We start from the raw sequence: 26,613 nt of genomic DNA, 5'->3' as shown, positions 1-26,613 counted from the left end.
ATGGCCGCGGGCGATTCGTTGCGTGTCTCGGCCCATACGAAAACGCAATCAGCGCCCCTCAAGCGCTGACGTAAACTGCGCCAGACCTCCCAACCCGGTTCTGGAATGCTTATGTCCACCTCTTTCGTTCCCGGTCGCGGCCTTGCCCTCGACCTGCAAGGCCACATCGCCACCCTGACCTTCAACCGCCCACCGCTGAACTTTTTCGACAAGGAACTGATCAGCGATATGGTCAGTGCGCTGAACTATCTGGATCAGCAGGCGCACTGCCGCGTGGTGATCCTCCAGGCGGACGGGCCAACCTTCTGCGCTGGCGCAGATTTTTCCGGTGGTGCAACAACGTTCGACCCTGCGCTGCCGCGCGCCTTGTACCAACAGGCGGTGCAGCTGTTTCGTACCCGCAAGCCGCTGATCGTTGTGGTCGAAGGTGCGGCCATTGGCGGTGGGCTGGGCCTGGCCATGGTTGGTGATTTTCGCGTCACCAGTGAAAAGGCGCGTTTCTCTGCCAATTTCAATCGCCTGGGTATTCACCAGGGCTTTGGCCTTTCCGTTACCCTGCCGCGTTTGGTTGGGGTGCAAATGGCGTCACTGTTGATCGCCACCGGGCGGCGCATCAACGGACGTGAAGCGCTGCGCATTGGTCTTGCCGACGTGCTTGCCGAGCCAGGATGCGAGCGTCAGGCAGCCCGCGAACTGGCGGCGGAGATTGCCCTCTCGGCGCCGCTGGCGGTGATGTCCAGCCGTGAAACGCTGCGTATGGGACTGGCTGATGCGGTTGAGGCGATCCTCGACCGCGAAGCTTCGGAGCAACAGTGGCAGGTGGCCACCGACGATTTCGTCGAAGGCAACAAGGCTGCTGCCGAGCGCCGTGACCCCCACTTCGTCGGTGCCTGACACAGCAAGGCCTGGTCGCGCCCCGCGTGCCAGGCCATACGGTCATTTATTCAGGCGTCGCTCCAGTGGCCAGAGGATTTCAGCCACAGGCCCCTCTGCGCGCAAGGCATGGCAACTGCCGACTGTCGCAGGTTTGGGCAGCAGCCACGGCGTGTCCGGCAGAGGCTTGCGGCGCCCGTGGTTTTCACGCTGCACGGCAAACAGCGTCTGGTAGGCGGTCGTGGCAATCGGGCCAAGTAACTCGCTCAGGTGCGTGCAACCGTTAGTGGCGCCGAACAGGCGTTTCACCGTGTGGGTAAAGCCTGGGACCATGCGTTGCCCCACCAACTGTTCATAACGCTGCTGGATGTCGGCGCAAAACGGCGTCGGTGATGCGTCGATGTGGGCATGGGCGTCATGGATCAGTAACTGCGCATCAAAGGTCAGGTTCAGGCGCATGTCGTGGATCACACCGCCGGCCTCGAGGTCGCGGTACAGAAGCTCAGTGGCATCGGCGCTGATGTCCTGCAAATGCCCTTCTATTTCATACAAGCCATTTTCTCGTTCATAGCCTGTGCACACGATCCGGCGTGTGTGCAGCAGTTTGCGTTGGTGTGCGTGTTCAGCAGGCATTGGCAAGCTCCAGCCTTGGTCGGGAAAGCCCATGATCCCAGCGCCCGGGACGCCATGCCCCCCACCAATATCTGGGGGGGTTACTCGGCGCCACGTTCGTAAATCCTTGCCATGAGCTCCACCGGCGCCTGTCTGCCGCGGCCAGGAGTGTCGTTGCCGTTCAATAACAATGATAAGAAGTGGAGTAGCGATGAATACCGCCGTTTTCAAGCACAAACGCACCGCGCTCGCCCTCGGCGTCGCATGGGCGACTCTCTGTGCAGGCATGCTGCAAAATGTCCAGGCATTCGAGTTCGACACGGGAAACCCGGACCTGCGCGTACGTTGGGACAACACCTTTCGCTATAACCTGGGTTACCGCGTCGAAAAGCAGGACGATTCGATTCTCGGCAACCCGAACCTGGATGACGGCGACCGCAACTTCGAACGCGGTATCGTCACCAATCGCCTGGACATCCTCAGCGAAGCGGATGTTGTCTTCCGCCAGTACTACGGTGCGCGCCTGAGTGCCGCAGGCTGGTACGACCAGGCGTATGAGAATCTGGACAACACCAATGTCGCCACCTCCAACCACCTGAAAAATGGTCGTCAGGCCCTGGGGCTGAGCAATTACGCCGATCGTTACTACAACGGCCCGTCCGGCGAGATTCTCGATGCCTTTGTTTTCGGGCGTGTGGAAGCCGGCGACATTCCGATCAACCTCAAAGCCGGCCAGCACTCGGTGGCCTGGGGTGAAGCGCTGCTGACAGGTGGTTCGATCAACGGCGTTTCCTACAGCCAGAACGCCCTGGACCTGGGCAAGGCCCAGGCCTCACCGGGTATCGAGGCCAAAGAGCTGTTCCGTCCGCAGTCACAAATGTCGGCCCAGGCGCAGATCACCGACACCTTTTCCATTGCCACTCAGTACTTCTTCGACTGGGAATCCATGCAGCTGCCTGAGGCCGGGACCTACTTCGGTGCCCAGGACGTACTGCTCAATGGCGCTGAAAGCCTGGTAGCCCCCAACCGGGTGGCCGCCGTACGCGGCAAGGACATTCTCAGGGATAACCATGGCGACTGGGGCCTGGCGGTTCGCTGGACGCCTGAAGTGCTGCAAAGCGTGACGTTCGGTGCCTATTACCGCAACTTCACCGACAAATTGCCTCAGGTGTACCAGCAGCTCCCCGCCGCTGTCGGCCAGCCTGCACGCTTCGGCTTTGGCTATGGCGATGATATCGATCTGTATGGCCTCAGCGTTTCGGGCCTGGTCGGGGACGTGAGCGTTGGCGCGGAAGTGAGCTACCGCACCAACATGCCGCTGGTCAGTTCGGCGATCATCCTGCCCGCAGGCGCGTTGCCAGACGATACCCCAGGTGCGCGCGGTAACACGGTGCATGCACTGGTCAACGCCGTCGGCAGCATGGGGACCTCATCGATCTATGACACCGCAGCCTATTCGGCGGAACTGACCTGGAACAGCTGGACCAAGGTCACCCAGAACGAAGCCGTGTTCAAAGGCCGGGACGGCTACACCGCCGTTGACCAGGCCGAGAAAGGCGCGCTGGCCCTGGCCCTGAACTTCACCCCGACCTGGTTCCAGGTGTTCCCCGGTGGCGACCTGTCACTGCCCGTCAGCTTTGCCCAGGGCCTGCACAACAACTCGGCCGTCACCTCCGGCGGTAACCAAGGCACCGGCAGCTATTCGGTGGGCGTGGGCCTGGACTACCTGAGCCAGTACCGCTTCGACCTCAAATATGTCGACTTCTTCGGCGATGTGGACAAGGGCGCCAATGGTGCCGTCACCGCCAACAACGGCACCAACGCGATCCTCAAGGACCGCGGGCTCATTACCCTGACCTTCAAGACCACCTTGTAAGTGGCGAGGACTTTGAACATGCGCATTTCCCCGACCCTCCTGGCAAGTTGCCTGCTCATGCTTCAGGGCGCCCAGGCGTTCGCAGCACCTGACTATTCCCAACTGGGTGGCACCCTGACTCGTACCGGCGCCGAAAAAGCGGCCAACGCTGATGGCAGCATTCCTGCCTACACCGGAGGTTTGAGCGCAACCCCGGCGGGAATCACGCAATCCGGCTTCGTACGGCCCGACCCCTTCGCCAGTGAAAAGCCACTGCTGTCGATCAATGCCAGCAACATGGCGCAGTACACCGACAAACTCACGGCCGGTACTCAGGCCCTGATGAAGCGCTATCCCGACTACCGCATCGATGTTTACCCCACGCATCGCACGGCTTCAGCACCAGGATGGTTAGGCGACAACACCATCAGCAACGCCGGCAAGGCCAGCATCGCCAGCGACGGCTTTTCGCTGCAAGGCGTGCGTCAGAGTGTGCCCTTCCCGATCCCCGAGCGTGGCATCGAAGTGATGTGGAACGCGCTGACCAACTACTCCGGCAAGCTCGTCGACATGCGCGGTTACAGTGCCTACAGCGTCAACTCGGCAGGCACTTTGACTCTCACCACAGGCGGTCGATTCCGTCAGCAGAACGACTACTACCTGAGCGGCGATGCCTATAACGGTGGGCTCCTGCGCGCCCGCGCAGACTATTCGGGCCCGGCGCGCCGTGCCGGCGAAGCCTTCCTGGTGTTCCAACGCACCAACTACACGGACGGCGAGCGTCGCACCTACCAGTACCTGCCTGGCCAGCGCAGGGTCAAGTTAGCCCCGGACCTGAGCTATGACACGCCCAACACCAGTACCTCGGGCATGTCGACCATGGATGATGCGGCGATGTTCAACGGCCCGATGGATCGCTTCGATTTCACCATCGTCGGCAAGAAAGAAATGTACGTCCCGTACAACAACTACCGGATGGTCTACGCCAACGAGGCCCGCGACGTCTTCAAACCCGGTGTCATCAGCCCGGACTTCGTGCGCTGGGAGCTGCACCGTGTGTGGGTCGTGCGCGCCACCCTCAAGCCCGGCCAGCGCCATGTCTACAAGCAACGTGACTTCTATATCGACGAAGACAGCTGGTCGTTCATGGCCTCGGACCAGTACGACGCACGTGACAATTTGTGGCGCGCAGGCTTTGCCTATTCGGTACAGAACTATGACGCCAACAGCTTCTTCCAGCAGTTCGGCGGCCACTACGACCTGATTGCCGGCAGCTACTACGTGAACTTCTGGCCCGGCAAGAACGGCGTTGGTTATGCCGATGAAGGTCTGCCTGCAAGCTTCTGGGCACCTGACGCCCTGGCAGGTTCCGGGATCCGCTGAGCACAACGCTGCGCGCCCCACCAGCGATGTAACAGCAGGTGGGGCGCCTTTCTTTACAACAACAAAAACAGGGTTCAGCCATGGCACTTCAATGGGCACGACCACTCGTGGCGGCAGCAGCGTTGCACTGCCTGCCGCTACACGCTCAGGCAACCTTCATTGCACCGGTAGATGCGCCACCGTTGCGCAGCCTGCAGGCCTACGCCGCACCGCTCAATGCCGTGACGCTCGCCGGACAACGGCTGGTCAGCGTGGGGCTGCGTGGCAACATTCTTTACAGCGATGACCAAGGCAACAGCTGGCAGCAAGCCGACACACCCGCCAGCGTTGACCTCACCGCCTTGTATTTCATCGATGCCCAGCGTGGTTGGGCGGTAGGCCACGATGGCCTGGTATTGCACAGCCGCGATGGTGGGCGTAGTTGGGAGCGTCAGCTTGATGGGCGTCAGTTGCTCGCACTGTGGCAGGCAGCAACCCCTGCCGAAGATCGCCAGACAGCCGCACCGCTGGACTCAATGAACTTCCCGTTGCTCGATGTGTGGTTCGAAAACGAGCACAACGGCTTCATCGTTGGCGCTTTCAACCTGATCCTGCACACCAAGGATGGCGGCAAACACTGGTCGTTCTGGTCGCACCGGGCCGAAAACCCCCAGGGTTTGCACCTGTATGGCATTCGTGGCACCGGCACTGAGGTGTTCGCCGTCGGCGAGCAAGGCCTGGTGCTCAAGCTTGACCGTACTCAAGGCCGCTTCAACGCGGTGAAGACGCCGTACCACGGCAGTTACTTCAACCTGATCGCCACGCCCGACCTGCTGCTGGTCATCGGCTTGCGTGGCAATGCCTACCGCAGCACCGACGGCGGTGGCAGCTGGGATAAAGCCGACACCGGCACCTCAGCCAGCCTGGCCGCTGGCACCGTGCTGGCCGATGGCAGCGTGATGCTGGTGAGCATGTCCGGTGACCTGCTGCGCAGCCGGGATCAAGGCAATAGCTTCCAGCCTGTGCGCATACCACGACCCACGCCGTACTTTGCTGTAGCGCCAACCGGTGATGGCGGTCTGGTTCTGGTCGGCAATCGCGGCGTACGCGTCGTCAGATAACTGCAATTTTCAGGAGAATCGCCGTGGCAACAGGCACCGAACGCATCGACGACATGCCCGTCGTGCGCACCCTCAACGACTTCGATTCAGGTTCCGGCAACTGGCTGGAACGGTTGATCTTCAATAACCGTGCGCTGGTCATCGTACTTTGCACCCTGGTTACCCTGCTGCTGGCGGCGGCCGCTTCGCGCCTGGTGCTCAATGCCAGCTTCGAAAAAACCATTCCGCAGAGCCAGCCCTACATCAAGCATTACCTGGAGCACCGCAACGAACTGCGTGGCCTGGGTAACGCAATTCGGGTGGTGGTGGAGAACCCGACCGGGGACATCTTCGACCCCAAATACCTGGAAACCCTCAAACGGATCAACGACGAGCTGTTCCTCACGCCGGGTGTGGACCGCGCTTGGGTCAAGTCGTTGTGGACACCGTCGGTGCGCTGGAACGAGGTCACCGAAGACGGTTTTGCCGGCGGGCCGGTGATGCCCGACCAGTACAGCGCGAGCCCCGCCGACATCGCAGCGCTGCGCCAGAACATCAGCCGTGCGCAATTGTTGGGCAACCTGGTGGCAGGCGACTATGCCTCGAGCATGATCGTCGTGCCGTTGTTCGACCGCGACCCGGCGACGGGTCAGGCCCTCGACTACTGGCAACTGGCGCGCAACCTTGAGCACATCCGCGACAAGTACGCCACGGCCCAGGATGACCAGACCACGGCGGTCAAGCTGCATATTACCGGGTTTGCCAAGGTGATGGGTGAACTGCTCGACGGCATCGTCAAGGTCATGGGCTATTTCCTGGTGGCTGCGTTGATCGCCGCCCTGCTGATCTTCCTGTATACCCGTTGTCTGCGCAGCACCTTCCTGGTGTTGCTGTGCTCGACAGTAGCAGTGGTCTGGCAGTTGGGACTGATCCAGTTGCTGGGTTATGAGCTGGACCCTTATTCGATCCTGGTGCCGTTCCTGGTTTTCGCTATCGGCGTTTCCCACGCTGCGCAGAAAATGAACGGGATCATTCTCGACATCGCCCGTGGCACCCACCCACTGGTGGCGGCGCGCTATACCTTCCGCCGCCTGTTCCTCGCCGGCCTCACCGCGTTGCTGGCCGATGCTGTGGGCTTCGCCGTACTGGTGTTCATCGACATCCCGGTGATCAAAGACCTGGCCATCACCGCCAGTATCGGTGTCGCGGTACTGGTGTTCACCAACCTGATCCTGTTGCCGGTGATGCTTTCCTGGTTTGGCGTCAGCCGCAGCGCCGCGGCGCGGGTACTTGCCAGCGACCCGGATCGCCTGCGTGGCATCGAACATATCTGGCCGATGCTGGCGCGCTTTACCGAGCGCAAGTGGGCCAGCATCACCATTGCGGTGTGGTTTGCCCTGGCAGCGGCTGGCTTCGCCTTGAGCCTGAAGTTGCAGATCGGCGATCTCGACCCTGGTGCCCCGGAGCTGCGCAAGGATGCGCGCTACAACCAGGACAACCTGTACATCACCCGCCATTACGCGCTCTCCAGCGACCAGTTTGCGATCATCGTCAAGACCCCGGCCGACGGCTGCCTGGATTATCAAACCGTGATCGAAACCGACCGTTTGAGCCAGACACTGCAAAATGTACCAGGCGTGCAGGCCACCACCGCCTACACCGACGCCTACCGGCGCATCACGGCAGGTTCGTTCGATGGCAATCCCAAGTGGCTGACCCTGTCGCCGGACCAACAGATCCTCAACTACGATGCACGCACCGTTGCCTCCAACAACCCCGAGTTGATCAACGAAGACTGTTCGGTGGCGCCCGTCGTTGCTTACCTGACCGATCACAAAGCCCAAACCCTGGACCGGGTGGTCGCCGCGGGTGAGGCGTTCGCCGCCGCCCATAACAGCGAAGATCGCCAGTTCTTGCTGGCCGCCGGCAGCGCCGGTATCGAAGCGGCGACCAATATTGTGGTGCGTGAGGCCAATCGCAGCATGCTGCTCTTTGTCTATGCCGCAGTCATTGTGCTGTGCTACGTGGCATTTCGCAGCTGGCGGGCAGTGCTGGTAGCGGTGATTCCGCTGGTGATCACCTCGATCCTTTGTGAAGCGCTGATGGTGGTGCTGGGTATGGGTGTAAAGGTTGCCACACTGCCGGTGATCGCCCTGGGCGTAGGTATCGGCGTGGACTACGCGTTGTACCTGCTCAGTGTGCAACTGGCCCGTCAACGTGCCGGCGAGCCACTGCGACACGCTTATCGACATGCCGTGGACTTTACCGGCCGGGTGGTGGCACTGGTGGGCCTGACCCTGGCCGCCGGCGTAGTTACCTGGGCCTGGTCGCCGATCAAGTTCCAGGCCGACATGGGCATTCTGCTGACCTTCATGTTCGTGTTGAACATGGTCGGTGCGCTGGTGCTGATCCCGGCGCTGTCGCACTTTCTCCTGCCAGACCCGGCAAGGGCCGGTGCAAACCTTACGCACAGTCAGGCAAAAAACTCACGCCGTGAGCAATCTGCTGCGTTGATGGAGCATGCTTGAGGTGCAAGCCCCTGTGTACAGAAAACTGTCAATACTACATGGCCAGGGCCGCCAAGTGGATGGCGGCATGGCGTTCGGCACCGTGCCCAAGGGTGTCTGGGCGGGCTGGGTAAGGCCCGACCATGACAACCAGGTGGACCTGGAAAATCGAGCCTTGCTGGTGCAGCAAGGCGGTCAGAACATCCTGGTACTGGCGGGCTGCGACACCCTGCTGGCCCCCTTGCCACGTACCTGCCGCTGCCAAAAGCACACCCGCAGCTTGCTCGACAGCCTGACGCGCCTTGGTCTGGATGAAGGCGACATCGACCTGGTGCTGCTGACCCATCTACACGCGATGCCCGGCCCGGAACTGCGCGCGGCGATCAACGAAGGCGAGACCCCTCGCCTGCTGTTTCACAATGCCCGCTATATGATCAGTGAGCGTCATTGGCATCGGGCGCTGCGTCCCCACCCACTGGATCGCAACCTGTTCGTGCGCCAGATCGTACTGCGTCTCAAGGCCTCGGAGCGTGTCGAGCTCATTGCCGGCGGGGCGTGCCCCCAGCTGGGCAGCGGTTGGCACCTGCATGTCAGCGATGGTCACACCCCTGGGCAACTGTTGCCGGAAATCCGCACGGTTGGCGGGCCTGTGGTGTTCGCAGGCGACCTGGTACCCGGAACTCACTGGTTAGCGCTGGAAGTAGCCAGCGGCTTTGATTGCAACCCGCAGCGCCTGGTCGACGAAAAGGAACAGTTGCTGGACTACATCGTGGCCAACAAGGGCCGACTGGTGCTGGCCCGTGATCCCCGTGCGGCGATGATCCGCGTCGCGCGTGATCGTCAGGCTCGTTACCAGCCGTTTGACGAGCATAGCGAGTTGCGCCAGTTGGAAGCCTGAATGCGGGAGCAGCCCTCGGTTCGTGAGAAGTGCGCTTTTCCGCGTTACTGAATGTTCCGCAGCGGCCTTGGGGAAGGAGGGACTACAGCCGACTGAAGGTCACAGTGTGTCGTTGACGTAAGTCGACCAAGGAGCATCAAAGCAGCCTGTAGATCTCGGAAACCACCTTCATCGTTGCGTCTTCGATCGTCCCTTCATTACGGCAGAGCACCCAGCCATGATCGCCAATCGCGCGCTCGAATGCCTGGGTGCAAGCGACATGCTCTTCCAGCTTATGGATCACAGTACTGCCCAGCCCACGCGATCGTGCTGCTGCCCTCGCCCATGAAATATCGGGGGCGGTGACAAGCCCGACATGCAGGTCTGGCACTCGCACGTTTCGATCAATGTTCAACCGCAGGATCTCTGCAAACGGAACGGACCGACGAAACGCGGCATCAGACGGATACCACCGATCGATCAAGATGATGCTGTCCTGTGGCTGTTTAGCCAGCACGTGTCGGGAAATCCAGCTACGGCTATCAGCAAGGCGCTGACAAACGCCCAACTCCAGATCCCGGCTGGGATTCCTGACGAGTTTGTTAACGAGGGCCATCGTTTCACCCCTGTAGGGATCACTTTTTTTCTCGCAGATCCGGATCACCTTCCTATTGTCTGCCCGCAGTGCTTTCGTAACGGCCTCCAACAGTGTGGTCTTACCGGTTCCCTTGGGCCCATCCAGAGATACAAATAGCTGACGATTCATTCTTCAAATAACGATTGGTAAAGGGTCTTTCCAAGGCTTAAATCGCGCCAGTTGGCCGGCGAGGCTACCATTCCCCAACGCAAAAGTGTCTGCCGAAGTCACCTTGCGTAAGCGAGAGGGCCTTATGAAGGGCTTTACAGAGAGCCGTTCCTACGTAGTTCTACCTGCAATCAGTTGCCGGTAAAGGTTCGATTCAGCACACTCAGCCTGCTTGCCCCACCTAAAGGAGATGAGATCACATGAAGGATCAACCCAGCCCTATCCCTCTTGTTATCCTTGACGTTCAGGATGCCATTGATCGCCCAAATTGGGATGGCAAAAGCAATCCTGGGTATTTGGCGGTGATCCAACGTCTTCTCGACCTCTGGCGATCAAACGGCTGGCCAGTTCTTCATGTGAAGCACGATGAACAGGCTTCTACATCCAGCTATTACGTCCATGGCCCGTGGAATGGCATCAAGAAAGAGGTTGCCCCGATAATGGGAGAAACCGTCATCATCAAACAGGAAAACTGCGCCTTCATCGGCACCGAATTGGACGCCATTCTAAAAGGTATGCAGGTAAGGCGTTTGGTGCTGACGGGCGTTGTCATTCATAACAGCATGGACGCCACAGTCCGCGCGGGAAAAGCGCTCGGATACAGCATCATCCTTCCCTCCGATGCCACAACAGCCGTACCCGTCGTCGGAGCGCATGGAAAGTCCTGGGACGCCACAACCGTTCATGAACTGACGTTGGCAATACTCGGTGGTGAATATGCCGAAGTCATGTCATCTGACGACGTGATCGCACAGCTCACCCTGTGACACTATGAAGGCACCCATGGCTCAGGCCTCATACCGCAGCAGATCCGTGCAGGTGTCATAGGCCTGGTACTGTGCCTTCTTGTCGCGGGTGATCTTGGCCATGACCACCTGCGGGTCACGCGCCAGCACCACCCGCCCGCGGTTCGCCACCAGATGATCGAGCAACTGCTCCTTCTCCTCGACCACCTGCTCCGGGTTGCGCTCGAAGCCGCTGCTGACCTCCAGCGCCAGCCAGTGGGTGCCCGGTATCAGGTCACCGGCAAACAGGATGGGGCCCGTGCTGGTACGGATCTCGGGGAGCAACTGTCCTGGCGTGAAGCCATCGCTGACATGCAGATACCAATCGGCCCCCAGTTGCTCGTTGCGCCCGCCGCTGATGATGTCCAGCCGCCCGGAGATTTCAAGCCTCCACAGAATCTGCCGTACGAACAATTTGCGGTCCCGCGGATGGGGACACTGGGCGCGCTGCCAGTGGCCCTCACCCACCAGGTAGCGCGCCCGGGGGAATAACAGACGCGGCATATCGCCATCAACCACGGCGGCCTGCATCTGGGGGTCGAGCTGCGCCTGCAAATGGGTAAGCACCACCAGGTCGATGTCCTGCTCGGTAAGCCCGGCCTGTGCCAGGCTGTCGAGCAGGCTGGGCGTGTGGTTCTGGCATCGACAGGTACGCGGCAAGGGCGCCAGCAGCATGTCGCTGCTGGCCAGGACCAGGATGTTGCGCCCTTCCTGCTGCACCAGCAGCGCGCTGGAAGGCAGCTCGATGAGGTTGTGATGGTCAGGTCTGAGCCAGTTCGCCCAGACCTTCTGCGGCACGGTGCCGAAGGCCTGGCCACCGTCCACCTGACGGCATTGCCCCCTGAGAATTGAAAAGCGCTTGTTCATCACCCTTACCTCTGGCCGTCACGCGCAGCCCAATTCCGTCGATGTACCGCCCGACGACGCATGGAAACCCACCCGTCACCGAGGGTAGCGGCACTATGAAGCATCCCGGGGTTGGGGAGACCACCTGAGAAGGGGGGGGACAGGCCGAGGGACAAATCGCGATGGTGGGCAGGCTCGCCCTGCTCCGGCGAACCACCCGGGGCGCCTACCCATAATAAAAATCGGAGACACCTATGAGCCAATCAGCCGAGCAGCTTTTGCGCGGGGCTGCCGATGACACCGTCCAGGACGCCACGCCGGTTTTTCGCAAAGCGATCTGGCGGTTGTTGCCGTTTCTGTTCCTGGGCTACGTGATCAATACGATCGACCGGGCCAATATCGCTTTCGCCAAGCTGCGCATGGCCGAGGACATTGCCTTGACCGATGCCGCCTACGGCATAGGCGCAGGCATTTTCTACCTGGGCTACATTCTCTTCGAAGTGCCGAGCAACCTGTACATGCAGCGCGTCGGCGCCCGAGCCACGCTCACCCGGATCATGCTGTTGTGGGGGCTGGTCACCGTCGCCACGGCCTTCGTCACCACTGCGCAGCAACTGATTGTCGCGCGCTTCCTGCTGGGCGTGGCCGAGGCCGGCTTCTTTCCGGGGGTGATTCTTTACCTGACCTACTGGTTCCCCGCCGCGCTGCGTGCGCGAATCACGGCAGTGCTGTTCATGGCAGCGATGACCGCCGGGGTGATCAGTGGGCCGCTGGCCGGTTGGATCATGAGCCATTTCCATGGCTGGCTTGGGCTCAAGGACTGGCAGGTGCTGTTCGTCGTGGAGGGCATACCGGCAATGCTGCTGGGCGTGTTCGGCTGGTTCTGGCTGGCCGACCGTCCCGCTGACGCGAAGTGGCTGACTCCAGGGGAAAAAGCGGCGATCAACCATGCCCTGGCCGCCGGCGCCCCCGCCAGCCAAACCCATGGCCGCCTGGCTGACGCCTTGCGCGAACCGAAGGTGTATCTCGCCGGGCTGGTGTTCTTCTGCATCTATAGTGGGTCCAACACTGTGTCCTACTGGATGCCCACGCTGATTCGCGGCTTCGGCGTCGAGGACCTCAAGGTCATCGGCCTGGTGTCGAGCCTGCCCTACCTGGGCGGCGTGATCGGGATGTACCTGTTGGCCCGCAGCTCTGACCGTTGCCTGGAACGGCGCTGGCACGTCGGGCTGCCGATGTTCCTCAGCGCCGCCTGCTTTCTGCTGCTCGGTGTGGTCCAGAGCAACCTGTTGCTGTCGGTGACGATCATGAGCGTCGGTGCAGCGGCGGCATTGTCGTCGCTGGCGTTGTTCTGGTCGATTCCTCCGGCATTGCTCAACCCTTCGACCGCAGCGGCCGGTATCGCCATCATCAGTTGCATCGGCGGGATGGCCGGGGTCGTCAGTCAGGTTGTGGTCGGGGCGATCAAGTCCAGTACCGGTAACCTGTACCTCGCGTTCGACCTGATCGCGGTTAACCTGATCGTAGGTGCGCTGGTGTTGCTGCTGGGGATTCGCGCTCGTCATCTGAGTGATCGCAAACTCAAATAAAATAGGTTCTTTGCGGATTGTTGGGGGAAGAGGGTCAGGGGTGGGCTGTTAGTCGGCGGGCTTATCCATTTGATGCAGTGGCGCTGCTGGCCCCTTCCGCCCTTACGGCGGCCTACTTTTTTCTTGGAAAAAGTAGGCAAAACCGCCTGCTCCTACATACGGCCCTACGCTGCGCTTCGGGTCCCTTCGCTCCGGTGTCTTCCGGGGCCACGCGGCACTACGACTTGCTGCGCAAGTCTACGGCTCGCGTTCTTCGGCTGCGCCGAAGGTGCTGCGCACCGGCCCCTCCAGACACCTCCACTCAGCCTCCTGAAGTCGCAAAGTTACGGGCGGCGCCTGGGCTGGCTTTATCTTCGAAAGTCGATTGCGCAGTGGATAATCACCACCGCAAGACAAGCTTCGCACGCGAAGCGAACACAGAGACTTGCAGTCGCTGTTGCTCTGGCTGTTGCTCTGGCTGTTGCTCTGGCTTTTGCTCTTGCTCTTCATACGCGCAGGTTCAGACGCTGCAGTCTGCGACTTCAGAAGGCCGAGTGGAGGCACCTGTAGGGGCCGGTGCGTAGCACCTTCGGCGTAGCCGAAGAACGCGAGCCGTAGACTTGCGTAGCAAGTCGTAGTGCCGCGTGGCCCCGGAAGGTGCCGCAAGGAGGGGACCCGAAGCGCAGCGTAGGGCCGTATGCAGGAGCGAGCGGTTTTGGTTCCTTTTGCCAAGACAAAAGGAACCCGCCGTAAGGGCGGAAGGGGCCGGCAGCCTCGCTGCATCAAATGGATAAGCCCACTGACTAACAGCCCCACCCCCAAGACCACATCCCCGCGAAGAACCCTAAAAAACGCCCCCACATGCAAGGCCCGTTCAGGGCAAACGACGGCCGGCGCCCACGAACGGGCGTACGGCCATCAGCATCAGGCTTTCTCCTGTGCCCAATACGGATCACGCAATTCGCGCTTGAGGATCTTGCCCGCACCGCTCAGCGGCAACGCCTCGCGCAACGACACACTCTTCGGGCACTTGTACCCGGCGATGAACTCACGGCAGTGGGCACGAACCTGCTCCTCACTCACCTCACAGCCAGGCTTGGGCACGACGACCGCATGCACCGCCTCGCCCCATTGCGCATGCGGCACACCAATCACCGCGCACATGGCCACCGCCGGATGGCGCAGGATGACATTCTCCACCTCCGCCGAATACACGTTCTCACCGCCACTGACGATCATGTCCTTGATCCGGTCGACCACGAACAGATAGCCCTGCTCGTCCAGGTAGCCACCATCACCGGTGTGCAGCCAGCCATCGCGCAGCGCCTTGGCGGTTTCTTCCGGTTTGTTCCAGTAGCCCTGCATGATGTTGGCGCCCTGCACCACGATCTCGCCGACCACGCCACGCGCTACTTGCACGCCCTCCTCGTCGACGATCTTCACACTGACCCCGACGCAACTGCGCCCCACCGACTTCGACAGGCCGCTGGCCACCGCCTCGGCACTGTGGTTCTCCGGAGGGTTGGTGGAGACGATCGGGCACGCTTCGGTCAGTCCGTAGGAATGCGACAGCTCCACCCACGGCAGCTTGGCGCGGACTTCCTCGATCATGTCGCCGGCGCTTGGCGCTGCCCCATAAGCCATGCGGGCAAGGCTGCTCAGGTCATACCGGGCGAAGTCGGGATGGGCCAGCAGCATCTGGATCATGGTGGGCACCAGCAGCGTTTCGTTGACCCGCTCGCGTTCGATGGTGCGCAGCACCAGCAGCGGGTCGAAGGCGGCAATGACGGCGTGCGTTTCGCCCGCCAGGAACTGGACGACGGCGCGCCCCAGCCCGGCAATGTGGAAAAACGGCGCGATATGCAGGTTGCTGCCGCCGCGAATGGGCGGCATTTCCGTCATGCGCTGCATGCCGGCCGCCCAGAGGTTGCGGTGGGATTGCATGACGCCTTTGGGGAAACCGGTGGTGCCGCCGGTGTACATGATGCACGCCAGGTCTTCACCGCCGCGCCCGGCATCGGCCACCGCCGGGCCGTCGGCGATCAGTTGCTCGAACGACAGCATGCCTGGCGGGGTCGGTAGCTCGCCGGCATGGATGAAGATCGGCGTACGGGCGGCCTTGGCGCCAATGGCCTCGACCTGCGGCAGGAACTGGTCGTCGACGATCAGGATGCCGGTGTCGCAGTCATCCAGCGAGTAGACGATCTCGGCCACGCTCCAACGCACGTTCACCGGGTTGAGCACACCGCCGCCCCACCACACGCCCATGAAGTACTCAAGGTAACGGTCGGAGTTGAGCGCCAGCATGCCCACCCGGTCGCCACTGGCCATGCCCACGCGTTGCAAGGCGCCGGCCAGTCGGGCTACCCGGTCGGCGAACTCACGGAAGGTGCGCCGTCGTTCGTTGAATATCGTGGCGGTGTGGTCCGGCGCCTGTTGCAGGGAGCGTTGCAGCGATTGGGTCAGATACATTGGAGCGATCTCTCTTGTTGTTATCAGCCTGGCGTTGGTTCACGCGATGGCAGGAATGGCGCCGGTCCACACGGTAAAGATGCCGTTGGCACGCACGGCCAGCCGCTCACCGACCTTCAGCTCGCAACTGGCACTGATGAAGGTACGACCGAACTTGTGCACCTTGACTTCGACCTCTACCCAGTCTCCTTCGCGCACGGCGGCGAGGTAGTCGACGCTCAGGTTGACCGTCACCGGGGCGACCGGCAGGTCGTACTGGCGCCGCAGCACTGCGCCGAACGCCGTATCGGCAAGCGTCGCCAGGTAGCCGCCGTGGGCGATGCGCAGCGGGTTGAGATGCTCCTCGGCGATATGCATGCCGATGACCGGCCGCTCGCAGTGCAGGAAGATGCCGCCATTGTGGCGAATGAAACCGGGACGGGTGGGAAAGACCTCGAACCCTTCCATAGGGGAATTAGCGCTCATCGTGTTCCTCGTTGTTCAGGGTGGCAGTGCAGGTACCGGTGATGGCACGCGGTGCAGCAAGCGGCCAGACGCAGGCCGCTTGTCGCGAGTACATCAGGAAGCGGAGGGTCGCGAACCACCCGCCTCAGGTGGCGGCGTTTCACCCGCCGATGCCGGTGCCAGTTGTTCCTGAACGCGCTTCACAGGTGGGGGTGCCCAGCTGCCGTCGCGCATTGCCTGGCGCGGCGAATAGAGCCGCAGGGCCAGGTTGAATGTCCCCTTGGGCGCCGGGAGCCAATTGGCCTGCTTGTCCCCGCCCGGCGACTGGTGCTGGATATACAGATCGAGCGAACCGTCGGCGTTGAACTTCAGCGCATCGCGGTCGCCCAGGGCAAAACGGTTGATGGCGTTCGGCACCTGGAACCCGTCGGCGTCATACAGGGTGATCGACCAGAAGGCATCCGCCGGCGGCAACCCGTCCTTTTCGAAATGCAGCACGTAACGGTTGCTACCGTCGTAGGGTTTGCCGTCGCCATCGGTGAAGGATGCCGGGTAGATGGCATCCTCGGGCAGGTTGGCGCCCAGGCCGATCAGGCTGGCCCGGGCGCGCATCTCGTAGGACGTGCCGTAGGTGCCCACCGTGCGCAGTGCGCTGGCCCAGCCATTGCGCTGCTCCAGCCCCGCGCGCCTGAGGCTGGCCTGGCGCAGGCCTGCCAGCGCATCACGACCGGCAGTATTGATGGTGTCCACCACCTGCGCATCGAGCCTGGCCGGGTCGAACGGCTTGCCCGGCTCCAGGCCGATCCTGCGCAGGCGGGCAAGGATGGGATAGTCGTTTGCATGGGGCGGATACTTGGCCATGAGCCCGGCCAGCCGGCTGAGCACGGTGACGCCGTCCAGGGCATTGACCTGCCTGAGCGGTGGCGTGGTGTTGTCGATGGCTGCATCGGGTGCCGCTGCCGTGCGCGGGACGGCCGCTTTGCCCCACTGGGCCAGCGGCGTCAACGTATAGCTGTCCTGCACCTTGCGCACCTTCTCGTAGTCTGCCGGGCCGTTGGTCTGGGTGCGCCCGAGAATCCAGATCATGGATGTCGGCGCGACGATCTTCAGCATCCCGGCGGGCAGCTCGCCCACCCACCCGGGGGGCACCAGCGCATAGTGGCCGGCCTTCGAGCCGGTGGTACGCGAGCCCACCACGGCGAATACGTCGGTCCACATGTCCAGCATCGGCAGGAGGTAATACCGATCGGCCATGTCCGGTACCGACAGCACCACCGGCCCACGGCTGAGGTCGACCCAGGCCGAGGAATACAACGTATCGAAGTTCAACCGCACCACGTCACGGGTTTCGGCCCTGGGATAGCTGCGCACATGGGCGAACTGGTCGAGCGGTGCCCGCATCGGCACGCTGGCTGCATCGGCAACGTTGGTCGCCTGCCGTTGCGAGACGTCCATGGTCACGATGGGGTAAGCGTAAACGTAGGCTTCACGGGCGATTTCATAGGTTTCCTGCAGGGTGGCCGCGCTTGCTGCCGGCGATAGCAACGCCACCCCGACCAGCAGGCCTACGCGTTTGAGCATGCGTGGGTTCATGTTCAGGCTCCTGAGTGAGTCTTTTGGCGTTTCACCACAGGCGCTTTCCATTCGCCGGCGAGCACTTCACCCTTGGGGGAATACAACCGCAGCATCAGCGTGAACGGTGCCGACGCCACCGGAAGCCAGTTCGGTTCCTTATCCTTGCCCGGCGAGTCTGCCTGGATATAGAGATCGAGCGAGCCATCGGCGTTGAACCGGAGCTTGTCGCGGTCGCCCAAGGCCTGTCGGCCAAGCGGGTTGGGAATGAAGTAGCCGTCCGCGTCATAGGCCGTCAGCGACCAGAAGGCTTCGACCGGCGGGAGTTCACCCTGTTTGAAATGCAGGACGTAACGGCTGTTGCCATTGAGCGGCCGGGCGTTTTCATCGACCGACAGCGATGGATAGCTCGCATCCTGTGGCAGGTTGATGCCCAGGCAGCACTGGGTCATGGCCGCCCGATACCGGTAATCGACACCGTAGCTGCCGGTTTGCGCCGTATAGGCCCACCCCTTGGCATTGCCACCCACGGCGTCTTTTCCAAGGTTTTCGACCTCCGCGCGCCCGTCCGCCGTGGCCCGCTCCAGTGCCTTCCTGACGGGCGCCGGGGCGGCATTCACATCGAAATGCTGACCTACCTTGAAGCCGATGCGCTCCAGCCGATGAATCATCGGGTAATCGGCGCTGCTGGGCGGGTTGTCCTTGAGCAGATCGGAAAAATGGCCAAAGAAAGCCGCAGCATCCATGTTTCTGACCTGGACCGGCGGTGGCGTGGTCATGTCGATGCTCAAATCGACCGGGTGCGTGGGCGCACGGTAATCAGCCTTGCCCCAGGCCGATAGCGGGGTCACCTTGTATTGCGCTTGAAGCCTGTGGACATTGGCGTAGTCGTCCTTGCCGTTGGTTTGGGTCCGGCCGGCGATGGTGGCAATACGCGTGGGGCTGCGAATCACCTCCAGACCGGCCGGCACCGTGCCCTTCCAGTCGGGCGCGACCACCAGGAAATCGCGCGCGGTATTGGCCCCCGTGGTGCGGGTTCCAGGCACGGCGAAGACATCGGTCCAGAGGCTCAATAGCGGCAACATGAAATAACGGTCCGAAGCAGGTACCGACAACACCATCGGCTCCGGCCCCAGATCGAGCACAGCGGTTGAATAAAGCGTGTCCACGTTCGGGCGCACGACGCGTTTGAAGTCAGCCGAGACGAACGCCTTGCCATGGGTGAACTGGTTGACGGGGCCTTGTGCGGCAATGCCGGTGGGCACGGCATAGTTTGTCGTCTGGGCGACGGTCGCGCCCATGATCACCAAGGGGTAGGCATACACATAAGCGTCCCTGGCAATTTCATACACTTCCTGTTCGGAAGCCGCCTGGGCCGTGGCGCAGGCAAGCGGCAGGGTTGCCAGCGCCAGCAGGGTTCTGGAGGAAAGACTCATTGGAATTCCTTGATCGGGTAACAGGTGGGAACGACCGGAATCATTCACCGCGCAGGGAGGCCGTCAGCGTTTCTCGAATGGGCGAGTTTTCCGCGAACGGGCCGGTCGGGTTGCGCAGGTCGAGGATTTCGTCGAAGCGCTGGCGCACGGCTTGTATCGAGCCGGGATGCGGGAGCAGATAGAAGCGCAGGTCGCGGATACCGTCGAACGTGGTGCGGGCCACATCGTCGGCGCTGAGGGTGCCGGCGGCGATACCCTGGTCGAGCATGGCCATGGCCGCCCGTTGCGCCCGGCTGGGTTCCGTCGCGGTCGCATCCTCGCTCGGCAGGTTGCGATCCGAGCGGCTGATGCCAGTGGCAACGAACCCCGGGCACAGCACCGAGCAGTGCACCTGTTCGCTGACCAGCGCCAGGTCGTGGTACAGCGACTCGCTCAGGGCCACCACGGCGTGCTTGGTCACGCAATACGGGCCTAGCGTAGGCGCTGTGGTCAAGCCGGCGACGGAGGCGGTGTTGACGATATGGCCGCGGTACGAAGGGTCTTTCGCGGCGGCGGCGAGCATCAGCGGGGTGAAGATCCGCACACCGTGGATCACACCGTGCAGGTTGACGCCCAGCGCCCAGTTCCAGTCCTGCTCGGAGCGTTCCCAGACCAGCCCGCCCGGCGCCACCCCGGCATTGTTGAACAGCAGGTCGACCTGGCCGAAGGCGCCGACCGCGGTATCGGCAAGCGCCTGGACATCGGTTGAGCGCGACACATCGGTGCGCTTGCCGATCACCGTGGCGCCGGTTGCCTGCAGCTCCTCGACCACGGCGTCCAGCGCGCCCTGGTCGATATCGGCCAGCACCAGCCTCATGCCCAGCGAGGCACCGAGCACGGCGAACGCCTTGCCGAAGCCGGAAGCACCACCGGTGATGACAGCGACCTTGTCGTGGAAATCGTGCATCTGCGTGTCTCCTGTTCAGGCCGCCGAGTAGGCAGCGCCGAGGCTGCGGATGTATTTGAGGGGAGACATGCCGCGCTCACGGGCGACCTTGGTCAGCATCGCCTCGATGAAACCGGCGTCGACCACGTGGGTGAAGTTGCCGTCGGCGTCGAAGTTGACGTTGGCGCCCTGGATGACCATCAGGGTATCGGTCTCGGCCGGGCCGTCGACGGGGGTCATGAACTGGTGGATCGAGCCGCCCGGCTCGTACAGGTAGCAGCCGTCGGTCTGCGGCTGGTCCGGATACTGCACGTAGTTCCAACGACCGCTCACGGTGTACAGGTGCACGGTGCCGGTATGGAAGTGATTGGGCAGCAGGATGCCCGGGCCAACCTTGACCCGCAGCACCCAGATGCCGTTCTGCGGATCGAGGAACAGCGGGCAGATGTGCGACCCGGGAACCGGGAAGTCCGTGATCCAGGGTTGCTCGTTGGAACTGATCGTCAGCAGTTCGTCCTGGTCGGTGATGATGCTCGGCAATGCCATGGCGTGTCCGCTCCTGGTTTGCGATGAGCCCAAGGTGTCCGGAGGGTCCGGAAACCCGGCCTGTCGCTTCTTGTTATTGAGCCCGATTCTAGCTAGCCCCCTACTCGCCCGGTATGGCACCATGGGACACAAAATCGACATTTTCGGACAACCTTCGACAGGCCATCCGCCCATGCAACAATCTCCTTACACGGCCAGACGTGTATTGCCTGGCGCCGCGCCCCTGCAGCTGCTCCTTCAGTTCGCCCTGGACCATGGCGTCGACGCCGATTGTTGCCTGGCCGGGACCGGGCTGAGCCCTGAGCGTCTTGATGATCCGGCACTGCAGGTCACCGCCGGGCAGGAAGTGCAGATGATCCGCAACCTGGTCGGCGCCCTGGGGGCGGTTCCGGGCATCGGGTTGCAGGCAGGCCTGCGCTACCGTCTGGCCACACGCGGCGTCTGGGGCTTCGCACTGCTCAGTTGCCCGACGTTGCGCGCGGCGCTGGCGATGACGGTGCGTTACGAAAAGCTGTGGAACCCCTTCACTGATTTCCACCTGCAGGAGGTGGGCAACCTGCTGGTCGCTACCATCGATGAGCAGCGTTTGCCGGAGGATGTGCAGGCATTCATGGTGGATCGCGACCTGGGCATGTCACGCAGTTTCATGCGCGACCTGGCCGGCAGCTCGCTGCCGATCGTCAGCGTGACCTTGCGCCAGCGGCGGCCAACCGATGTCACGCCTTATCTGGAGGTGTTCGGTGTCGAGCCGATGTTCGACGCCCAGGCCAATGTCATCGTGGCCAATGCCGGCGAAATGCTCGACCAACCCCTGCCCTACGCCAATACCGAACTCGCCCGCCAGTCCGACGCGCAATGTGCCGCGTTGCTCAAACGCCTGAGTGGCGAGGGGTTGAGCGCACAGCTGCGGCAAAGGCTGGTAGCCCAGCCCGGGCAACTGCCGGACATGGAAACCGTCGCCCGGGAGCTGCATGTGACCTCGCGTACCTTGCGCCGGCGCCTGGCCGATGAAGGCACCAGCTTCCGGGAGCTGCTGGACCAGGTGCGCGAAACCCTGGCCCTGCAACTGCTCGCCGATGGCCTGACGCTGGAGCATGTCTCCGATGCCCTGGGGTATGGCGAGCCCTCGTGTTTCATCCGCGCCTACCGGCGATGGAAAGGCGTCACGCCGCACAAGGATCGGCGCTAGGACGGTCAGTCCTTGGCAAGGTTTGCCCGATAGCTGTCGCGCAGATCGCGCTTGAGCACCTTGCCGGCGCCGGTCAATGGCAATGCATCACGAAATTCGACGCTTTTCGGGCACTTGTAGCTGGCAATGTATTCCCGGCAATGGGTACGAATCGCCTCTTCGCTCGCCTCGACACCCGGCTTGCACACCACCACCGCATGCACCGCCTCGCCCCATTGCGGGTGCGGAACGCCGATCACCGCGCACAACGCCACCGCAGGATGTCGGGCCAGCACGTTCTCCACCTCTGCCGAATACACGTTCTCGCCGCCGCTGACGATCATGTCCTTGAGCCGGTCAACGATGAACAGGTAACCCTGTGGGTCCATGTAGCCACCGTCGCCGGTGTACAGCCAGCCATCGCGCAGCGCCTTGGCGGTCTCCTCGGGCTTGTTCCAGTAGCCTTGCATGATGTTCGGCCCGCGCACGATGATTTCCCCCACCGTGCCGCGCGGCACTTCTTCGCCCTGCTCGTCGACGATCTTCACCAGCACCCCCAGCCCGCCCCGGCCGACCGATGCGACCAGCCCGCTCTTGCGCGCTTGCGGGCTGTGGTTGTGCGGCGGGTTGGTGGAAACGATCGGGCACGCCTCGGTCAGCCCGTAGGAGTGGGAAAGCGCAAGGTGCGGCAGCTTCGCAACGACCTGCTCGATCATCGCCCCGACACTGGGCGATGCGCCGTAGGTCATGCGCTGCAGGTGTTGCAGATTGCGACGGGAAAAGTCGGGGTGCGCAAGCAGGCCGAGGATCATGGTGGGCACCAGAATCGCGTCGCTCACCTGCTCTTCCTCCAGCAGGCGTAGCACCTCGCCCGCATCGAAGGTCGGAACGATCACCTGGGTGCTGCCGATCATGAAGCTGCAGACGATCCGCGCAAGGCCGGCGATATGGAACAGCGGCATCACGTGCAGGTCGCGCTGGTCACGCGTCTGATGCACCTCCGCCAGGCGCTGGAGGCAGGCAGACCACAGGTTCAGGTGGGTCTGCATGACGCCCTTGGGGAAACCGGTGGTTCCGCCGGTGTACATGATGCAGGCAAGATCCTCGCCGCCACGACCGGCGTCCGCCACCGGTTCGGCCGCTGCCAGCAGGCTCTCATAGTCCAGCATGCCCTGCGGGACCTGGCCGTCGCCGACATAGATGCACACCGGGGCATGACGCGCCGTGGCGCGGATGCCCTCGACCAGCGGCAGGAAATGGTCATCCACCAGCAGCAAACGGGTGTCGCAGTCGTCCAGCGAATAGACGATTTCCGCGGTCGCCCAGCGAATGTTGACCGGGTTGAGCACGCCACCGGCCCACCAGGTGCCATAGATATATTCGATGTAACGGTCAGAGTTCACCGCCAGCATGCTTACCCGGTCTCCGGCATGCATGCCCAGGTGCTGCAGGGCACCGGCGAGCCGTGCGACGCGCTCGCCGAACTCGGCGAAGGTGCGGCGTCGCTCGCCGCAGATGGTGACGATACGGTCCGGCGTCTGTTGTATCGCCCGTTGCAGGCCTTGGGTCAGGTACATGCGTTCATCCTCTGCTTATTGCTTTTATTCGGATTCAAGGTGCCCGCCCGTCGGGCGTCGCGCCCGGCGTGGGGGCGTGACGCCCGACGGGCACGGGCATGACGAGGCTATGCGGGCCTTCAAGCCACGGCGACAGCCCGGCTCAGTGTCCGCTCCCGTCAATAACAGACCGCCACCCGAGTCGGGTGGCGGTCTTGGGGGGATGCACAGGTAGGCATGATTGGCGTTAAGCTGATGGTCTGCCCCTATCGGGCTCACCTTCGGACCGCCTCCGGATTGGCCATGCATAAGAAAAACAAACCCGCATCCCCAGGCAGTGGTAGCCACCCACAAGGCACTATCGACGCCACCCGGCTGCTGCCACCCCGCAGCAGCAACTCCCTGGTTCCCCGCCAGGCCCTGACCGGTCGTCTGCTGGACGCGCGACAGCGCCGCTGCTTCGTGCTGCGGGGCCCCGCCGGCTACGGCAAGACCACCGCGCTGATCGCCTGGCGCCAGCAATTGCTGCCCTTGGGTTATGACTTCGCCTGGTTGACCCTGACCGGTGAAGACAACGACCTGAACCGCTTCCTCGACTACTTGCTCGCCAGCCTCGCCCAGGTCGATCCGGAAATAACACGCGAAGCCGCGCAACTGGAAGGTCGCGGCACGGACAGCGAAACCGTGGAACGTACCGTCATCAGCCTGGTACGGGGCATCGCCGAGCGAGGCCGGGAACTGGTCCTGGTCCTCGACGACCTGCACAACCTCACCAACACCGCCATCCACGAAGCCCTGCAATGGTTGCTCGACTATGCGCCCGCCAACCTGCACCTGACACTGGTCTCGCGCAGCGTGGTACCCCTGTCGCTCGCGCGCCTGCGCAGCCAGGCGCTGACGCTGGAGCTGGACGGCAACGACCTGCGTTTTCTGCCCGAGGAGAGCGAGCAGTTCCTCAAGGGCCAGCTCAACCAGATCACGCCAGGCGAAGCGCGCCAGCTGCACGACCTCACCGATGGCTGGGCGGCCGGCCTGCAACTGCTTTGCGTCAGCCGCCGCAGGCCGCGCCAGGTCCAGGGTGAGCCGGGCCAGCTGCGCGACATTCCGGCGTTCGAAACGTTTTTCGCCAACGAGGTCCTGGCGCAACTGAGCCAGAGCGACCATGAACTGCTGGTGCACATGGCGGTATGCAACAAGTTCTGCGTCCCCTTGTGTGCCGCCCTCACCGGCCACCCACAGGCGATTGGCGAAGCGGCCACCCTGCTCGAACGCCTGGAAAGCGACAACCTGTTCCTGATTTCGGTCGAGAGCGGCACCGAGCAGCGCTGGTTCCGCCTGCACCCGCTGCTGCGCGAGACCCTGCTCAAACGCTTCGCCACGCTGGGCAAGGATGAGCAGCGCACCGTGCACGCCCGGGCGTGGTCCTGGTTCCGCGATCACGACCAGCTCGACGAGGCCGTGCGCCATGCCGTGCTCGGTGGCCAGGCGGCAGACGCCGCCCGGCTCGTCGAAGCCCATTCCGAACGCCTGTACGCCCAGGGCGACCTGCGCCTGCTGGTCGACCTGATGCGCTGCCTGCCTGCCGAACAGGTGCAGGCCAGCAGTGCCTTGAGCATCCTGATGGTGCGCCTGCACATCTTCGCGCGCGACTTCACCGCCGCCTCGCAGCTGCTGGACCACCTCTGGCAGACCATTCCGCACAGTGACGCCGTTACACGGTTTCGCCTGGTCATGTTGCGTGCCACCCTCGCGGTGCAGTGCGACGATACCGAGAGCGCCATGGCTGTGCTGCCGCAGATGCTCCATCCGCCCCGCGAAGCCGATGCGGTGCTGGTGGGCGGCAGCATCAACATTCGCTCCTGGCTGTACATGCACCGCGGTGAATACGAACTGGCACGCCGCATCCAGCTGGAGCGTCCGCAATTGCTGGTTGACGGCATGCCGTTGACCGGCACCGCCGCAGGTACCCTGCAGGGACGCTGCCTGGTCGGGCTCAGCCTGGCGATGCAGGGGAAGGTCAACCAGGCCGAGCGGGTCTATCGCGACGTGCTCTACGAGGCCGAACGCGGTGGCAAGGCCTGCACCGATGCACGTCATCTGGCCACCGCGCTGCTTGGCCAGGTGCTCTATGAAACCAACCAGTTGCAGGCCGCCTACGAGCTGCTCACCGGCTGGCTGGATATCCTCGAACGCATTTCCATTCCCGACTCGGTGCTGCGTGTGTACAGCATCCTGGGGTCTATCCAGTGGCTGGCCGGGCACCGCCAGGAGGCATTCGCCTATGTCGAGCGCCTGGAAGACTATGCCAGCAAGCTCAAGCTCGACCGCTTGCAGGCCTACAGCCTGGTCTGGCGGGTGTATTGGCACTTGCAGCTTGGCGATCAGGTCGCTGCTGAAACCCGGATGGCGCAGCTCGACGCGCTCCACGCGCGCCATCTCGGCACGGATGACAGCCCGCTCAAGGAAATCCAGGTGCTTGCCCTGCACGCCCAGGCGCGGATGCGCGCGGCTCGTGGCGACCTGCAAGGTGCCTCGCTGCGTCTGGAACAATTGCTGGCCTGGTGTGAAGGCCACGGCCGCCAGGGCCTTGCGGTGCGCATGCTGATGTTCTCCGCAAGCGTCGACCGCCAGCGTGGCCAGCATGAACTGGCGCACACCAAGGTCATGGAAGCCTTGCGCCGGGGGCACCGGTTCGGCCTTATGCGCAGCCTGCTCGATGCCCACCCCGGGGCGCTGGACCTGATCAATGAGGTAGCCGCCCAGGAGTCGCTCGATCCGGTGCTGACGTTCTATGTCGAACGCCTGCAGACGGCGGGGGCCGTTGCCGTTGTTGGGCCGACCCTCGCCCAGGAGAAAAGCGCCGGCAGTCGACGCCCTGCTCCGCAAGGTTTCGAGGAGCTCAGCGAACGCGAACTGGAAATCATGCTGTTGCTTGCCCAGGCGCTGCCGAACAAGAAAATCGCCCGGGCCCTGGGGCTTTCCCCGGAAACCGTCAAATGGCACCTGAGCCATATCTACAGCAAACTGGGGGTGAACAGCCGCGACGAGGCCGTGGCGCGCATGCGCGACTTCGAGTCTGGCCGGGAAGACGCCTGAACGGTGTAGCGGGTGTGTGAAAGGTTCTTCACGAAGTATCGGGGATGTGAACTTGGGGCTTGGGCTTGGGCTTTTAGTTGGCGGGCTTATCCATTTGATGCAGTGGTGCTGCTGGCCCCTTCCGCCTTTACGGCGGGTTCCTTTTGTCTTGGCAAAAGGAACCAAAACCGCTCGCTCCTGCATACGGCCCTACGCTGCGCTTCGGGTA

Annotated in this window: 20 protein-coding genes; 10 read left to right on the top strand and 10 right to left on the bottom strand. The window is 62.8% G+C overall.

All coding sequences use genetic code 11. The annotated features are described in order from the left end of the window. Positions 1-111 precede the first annotated feature (111 nt). The gene (locus ACIQUS_RS08530) at positions 112-894 is read left to right on the top strand and encodes an enoyl-CoA hydratase/isomerase family protein (protein WP_403045456.1); all 783 of its coding nucleotides are present in this window, start codon (positions 112-114) and stop codon (positions 892-894) included. A gap of 42 nt (positions 895-936) precedes the next feature. On the opposite strand, the gene ACIQUS_RS08525 is transcribed toward ACIQUS_RS08530, so the two are convergent. Then, positions 937-1,506 carry a DUF2889 domain-containing protein gene (locus ACIQUS_RS08525; RefSeq protein ID WP_403045454.1) on the bottom strand — a complete coding sequence of 190 codons (570 nt, stop codon included), beginning with the start codon at positions 1,504-1,506 and terminating at the stop codon, positions 937-939. Between the two features lie 190 nt (positions 1,507-1,696). Between ACIQUS_RS08525 and ACIQUS_RS08520 the strand changes: the two genes are divergently transcribed. The 5 genes from ACIQUS_RS08520 to ACIQUS_RS08500 all read left to right on the top strand — a co-directional run bounded on the left by ACIQUS_RS08520 (position 1,697) and on the right by ACIQUS_RS08500 (position 9,207). Continuing rightward, on the top strand, positions 1,697-3,361 hold the full coding sequence (locus ACIQUS_RS08520; protein WP_403045451.1) for a DUF1302 domain-containing protein: 1,665 nt from the start codon (positions 1,697-1,699) through the stop codon (positions 3,359-3,361). A gap of 18 nt (positions 3,362-3,379) precedes the next feature. Further along, positions 3,380-4,723, top strand: coding sequence for a DUF1329 domain-containing protein (locus tag ACIQUS_RS08515; protein ID WP_403045448.1), 1,344 nt, complete (start codon positions 3,380-3,382; stop codon positions 4,721-4,723). 80 nt (positions 4,724-4,803) lie between these two features. Then, on the top strand, positions 4,804-5,823 hold the full coding sequence (locus ACIQUS_RS08510; protein WP_403045445.1) for a WD40/YVTN/BNR-like repeat-containing protein: 1,020 nt from the start codon (positions 4,804-4,806) through the stop codon (positions 5,821-5,823). A gap of 53 nt (positions 5,824-5,876) precedes the next feature. Continuing rightward, positions 5,877-8,330: an RND family transporter gene (locus ACIQUS_RS08505; protein WP_403046103.1), complete on the top strand. Its 2,454-nt coding sequence runs from the start codon at positions 5,877-5,879 to the stop codon at positions 8,328-8,330. A 67-nt stretch (positions 8,331-8,397) separates the two neighbouring features. After that, positions 8,398-9,207 (top strand): MBL fold metallo-hydrolase, encoded by an 810-nt coding sequence (locus ACIQUS_RS08500; protein WP_403045442.1) that lies wholly within the window; start codon positions 8,398-8,400, stop codon positions 9,205-9,207. Between the two features lie 136 nt (positions 9,208-9,343). Here ACIQUS_RS08500 and ACIQUS_RS08495 read toward each other — a convergent pair whose 3' ends face one another. Then, positions 9,344-9,952: a dTMP kinase gene (locus ACIQUS_RS08495; protein WP_403045440.1), complete on the bottom strand. Its 609-nt coding sequence runs from the start codon at positions 9,950-9,952 to the stop codon at positions 9,344-9,346. 239 nt (positions 9,953-10,191) lie between these two features. Here ACIQUS_RS08495 and ACIQUS_RS08490 point away from each other — a divergent pair, with 239 nt between their 5' ends. Continuing rightward, entirely contained in the window at positions 10,192-10,758 is a 567-nt protein-coding gene (locus ACIQUS_RS08490) for an isochorismatase family protein (RefSeq protein WP_403045438.1), read from the top strand. A gap of 21 nt (positions 10,759-10,779) precedes the next feature. On the opposite strand, the gene ACIQUS_RS08485 is transcribed toward ACIQUS_RS08490, so the two are convergent. Further along, on the bottom strand, positions 10,780-11,643 hold the full coding sequence (locus ACIQUS_RS08485; RefSeq protein ID WP_403045436.1) for an MBL fold metallo-hydrolase: 864 nt from the start codon (positions 11,641-11,643) through the stop codon (positions 10,780-10,782). 233 nt (positions 11,644-11,876) lie between these two features. On the opposite strand from ACIQUS_RS08485, the gene ACIQUS_RS08480 reads away from it, so the two are divergent. Continuing rightward, entirely contained in the window at positions 11,877-13,211 is a 1,335-nt protein-coding gene (locus ACIQUS_RS08480; protein WP_403045434.1) for an MFS transporter, read from the top strand. 903 nt (positions 13,212-14,114) lie between these two features. Here ACIQUS_RS08480 and ACIQUS_RS08475 read toward each other — a convergent pair. The 6 genes from ACIQUS_RS08475 to ACIQUS_RS08450 form a co-directional block, all read right to left on the bottom strand. Then, positions 14,115-15,662 carry a long-chain fatty acid--CoA ligase gene (locus tag ACIQUS_RS08475; RefSeq protein WP_403045432.1) on the bottom strand — a complete coding sequence of 516 codons (1,548 nt, stop codon included), beginning with the start codon at positions 15,660-15,662 and terminating at the stop codon, positions 14,115-14,117. 39 nt (positions 15,663-15,701) lie between these two features. Further along, entirely contained in the window at positions 15,702-16,127 is a 426-nt protein-coding gene (locus ACIQUS_RS08470; RefSeq protein WP_403045429.1) for a PaaI family thioesterase, read from the bottom strand. 93 nt (positions 16,128-16,220) lie between these two features. Continuing rightward, the gene (locus ACIQUS_RS08465; RefSeq protein WP_403045426.1) at positions 16,221-17,699 is read right to left on the bottom strand and encodes a DUF1254 domain-containing protein; all 1,479 of its coding nucleotides are present in this window, start codon (positions 17,697-17,699) and stop codon (positions 16,221-16,223) included. A gap of 2 nt (positions 17,700-17,701) precedes the next feature. Next, positions 17,702-19,114: a DUF1254 domain-containing protein gene (locus ACIQUS_RS08460; RefSeq protein WP_403045423.1), complete on the bottom strand. Its 1,413-nt coding sequence runs from the start codon at positions 19,112-19,114 to the stop codon at positions 17,702-17,704. Positions 19,115-19,154: 40 nt separating this feature from the next. Then, complete coding sequence (locus ACIQUS_RS08455) at positions 19,155-20,060, bottom strand: SDR family oxidoreductase (RefSeq protein ID WP_403045420.1); 906 nt, start codon at positions 20,058-20,060, stop codon at positions 19,155-19,157. A gap of 15 nt (positions 20,061-20,075) precedes the next feature. Then, positions 20,076-20,585, bottom strand: coding sequence for a 2,4'-dihydroxyacetophenone dioxygenase family protein (locus ACIQUS_RS08450; protein ID WP_403045418.1), 510 nt, complete (start codon positions 20,583-20,585; stop codon positions 20,076-20,078). Positions 20,586-20,757: 172 nt separating this feature from the next. Here ACIQUS_RS08450 and ACIQUS_RS08445 point away from each other — a divergent pair, with 172 nt between their 5' ends. Then, positions 20,758-21,774, top strand: coding sequence for an AraC family transcriptional regulator (locus ACIQUS_RS08445; RefSeq protein ID WP_403045415.1), 1,017 nt, complete (start codon positions 20,758-20,760; stop codon positions 21,772-21,774). Between the two features lie 5 nt (positions 21,775-21,779). Here the strand turns inward: ACIQUS_RS08445 and ACIQUS_RS08440 are convergent, their stop codons facing one another. After that, positions 21,780-23,330: a long-chain-fatty-acid--CoA ligase gene (locus ACIQUS_RS08440; protein ID WP_403045413.1), complete on the bottom strand. Its 1,551-nt coding sequence runs from the start codon at positions 23,328-23,330 to the stop codon at positions 21,780-21,782. A gap of 282 nt (positions 23,331-23,612) precedes the next feature. On the opposite strand from ACIQUS_RS08440, the gene ACIQUS_RS08435 reads away from it, so the two are divergent. Beyond that, positions 23,613-26,405 (top strand): LuxR C-terminal-related transcriptional regulator, encoded by a 2,793-nt coding sequence (locus ACIQUS_RS08435; protein ID WP_403045410.1) that lies wholly within the window; start codon positions 23,613-23,615, stop codon positions 26,403-26,405. The last annotated feature ends 208 nt before the right edge of the window (positions 26,406-26,613 follow it).

Origin of the sequence: Pseudomonas sp. NPDC090755, assembly GCF_044769005.1 — a bacterium.
In the GTDB taxonomy this organism is placed as follows: Bacteria; Pseudomonadota; Gammaproteobacteria; order Pseudomonadales; family Pseudomonadaceae; genus Aquipseudomonas.
Note: the sequence above shows the minus strand (reverse complement) of the source record. Positions and strands in the feature narration are given on the sequence as shown.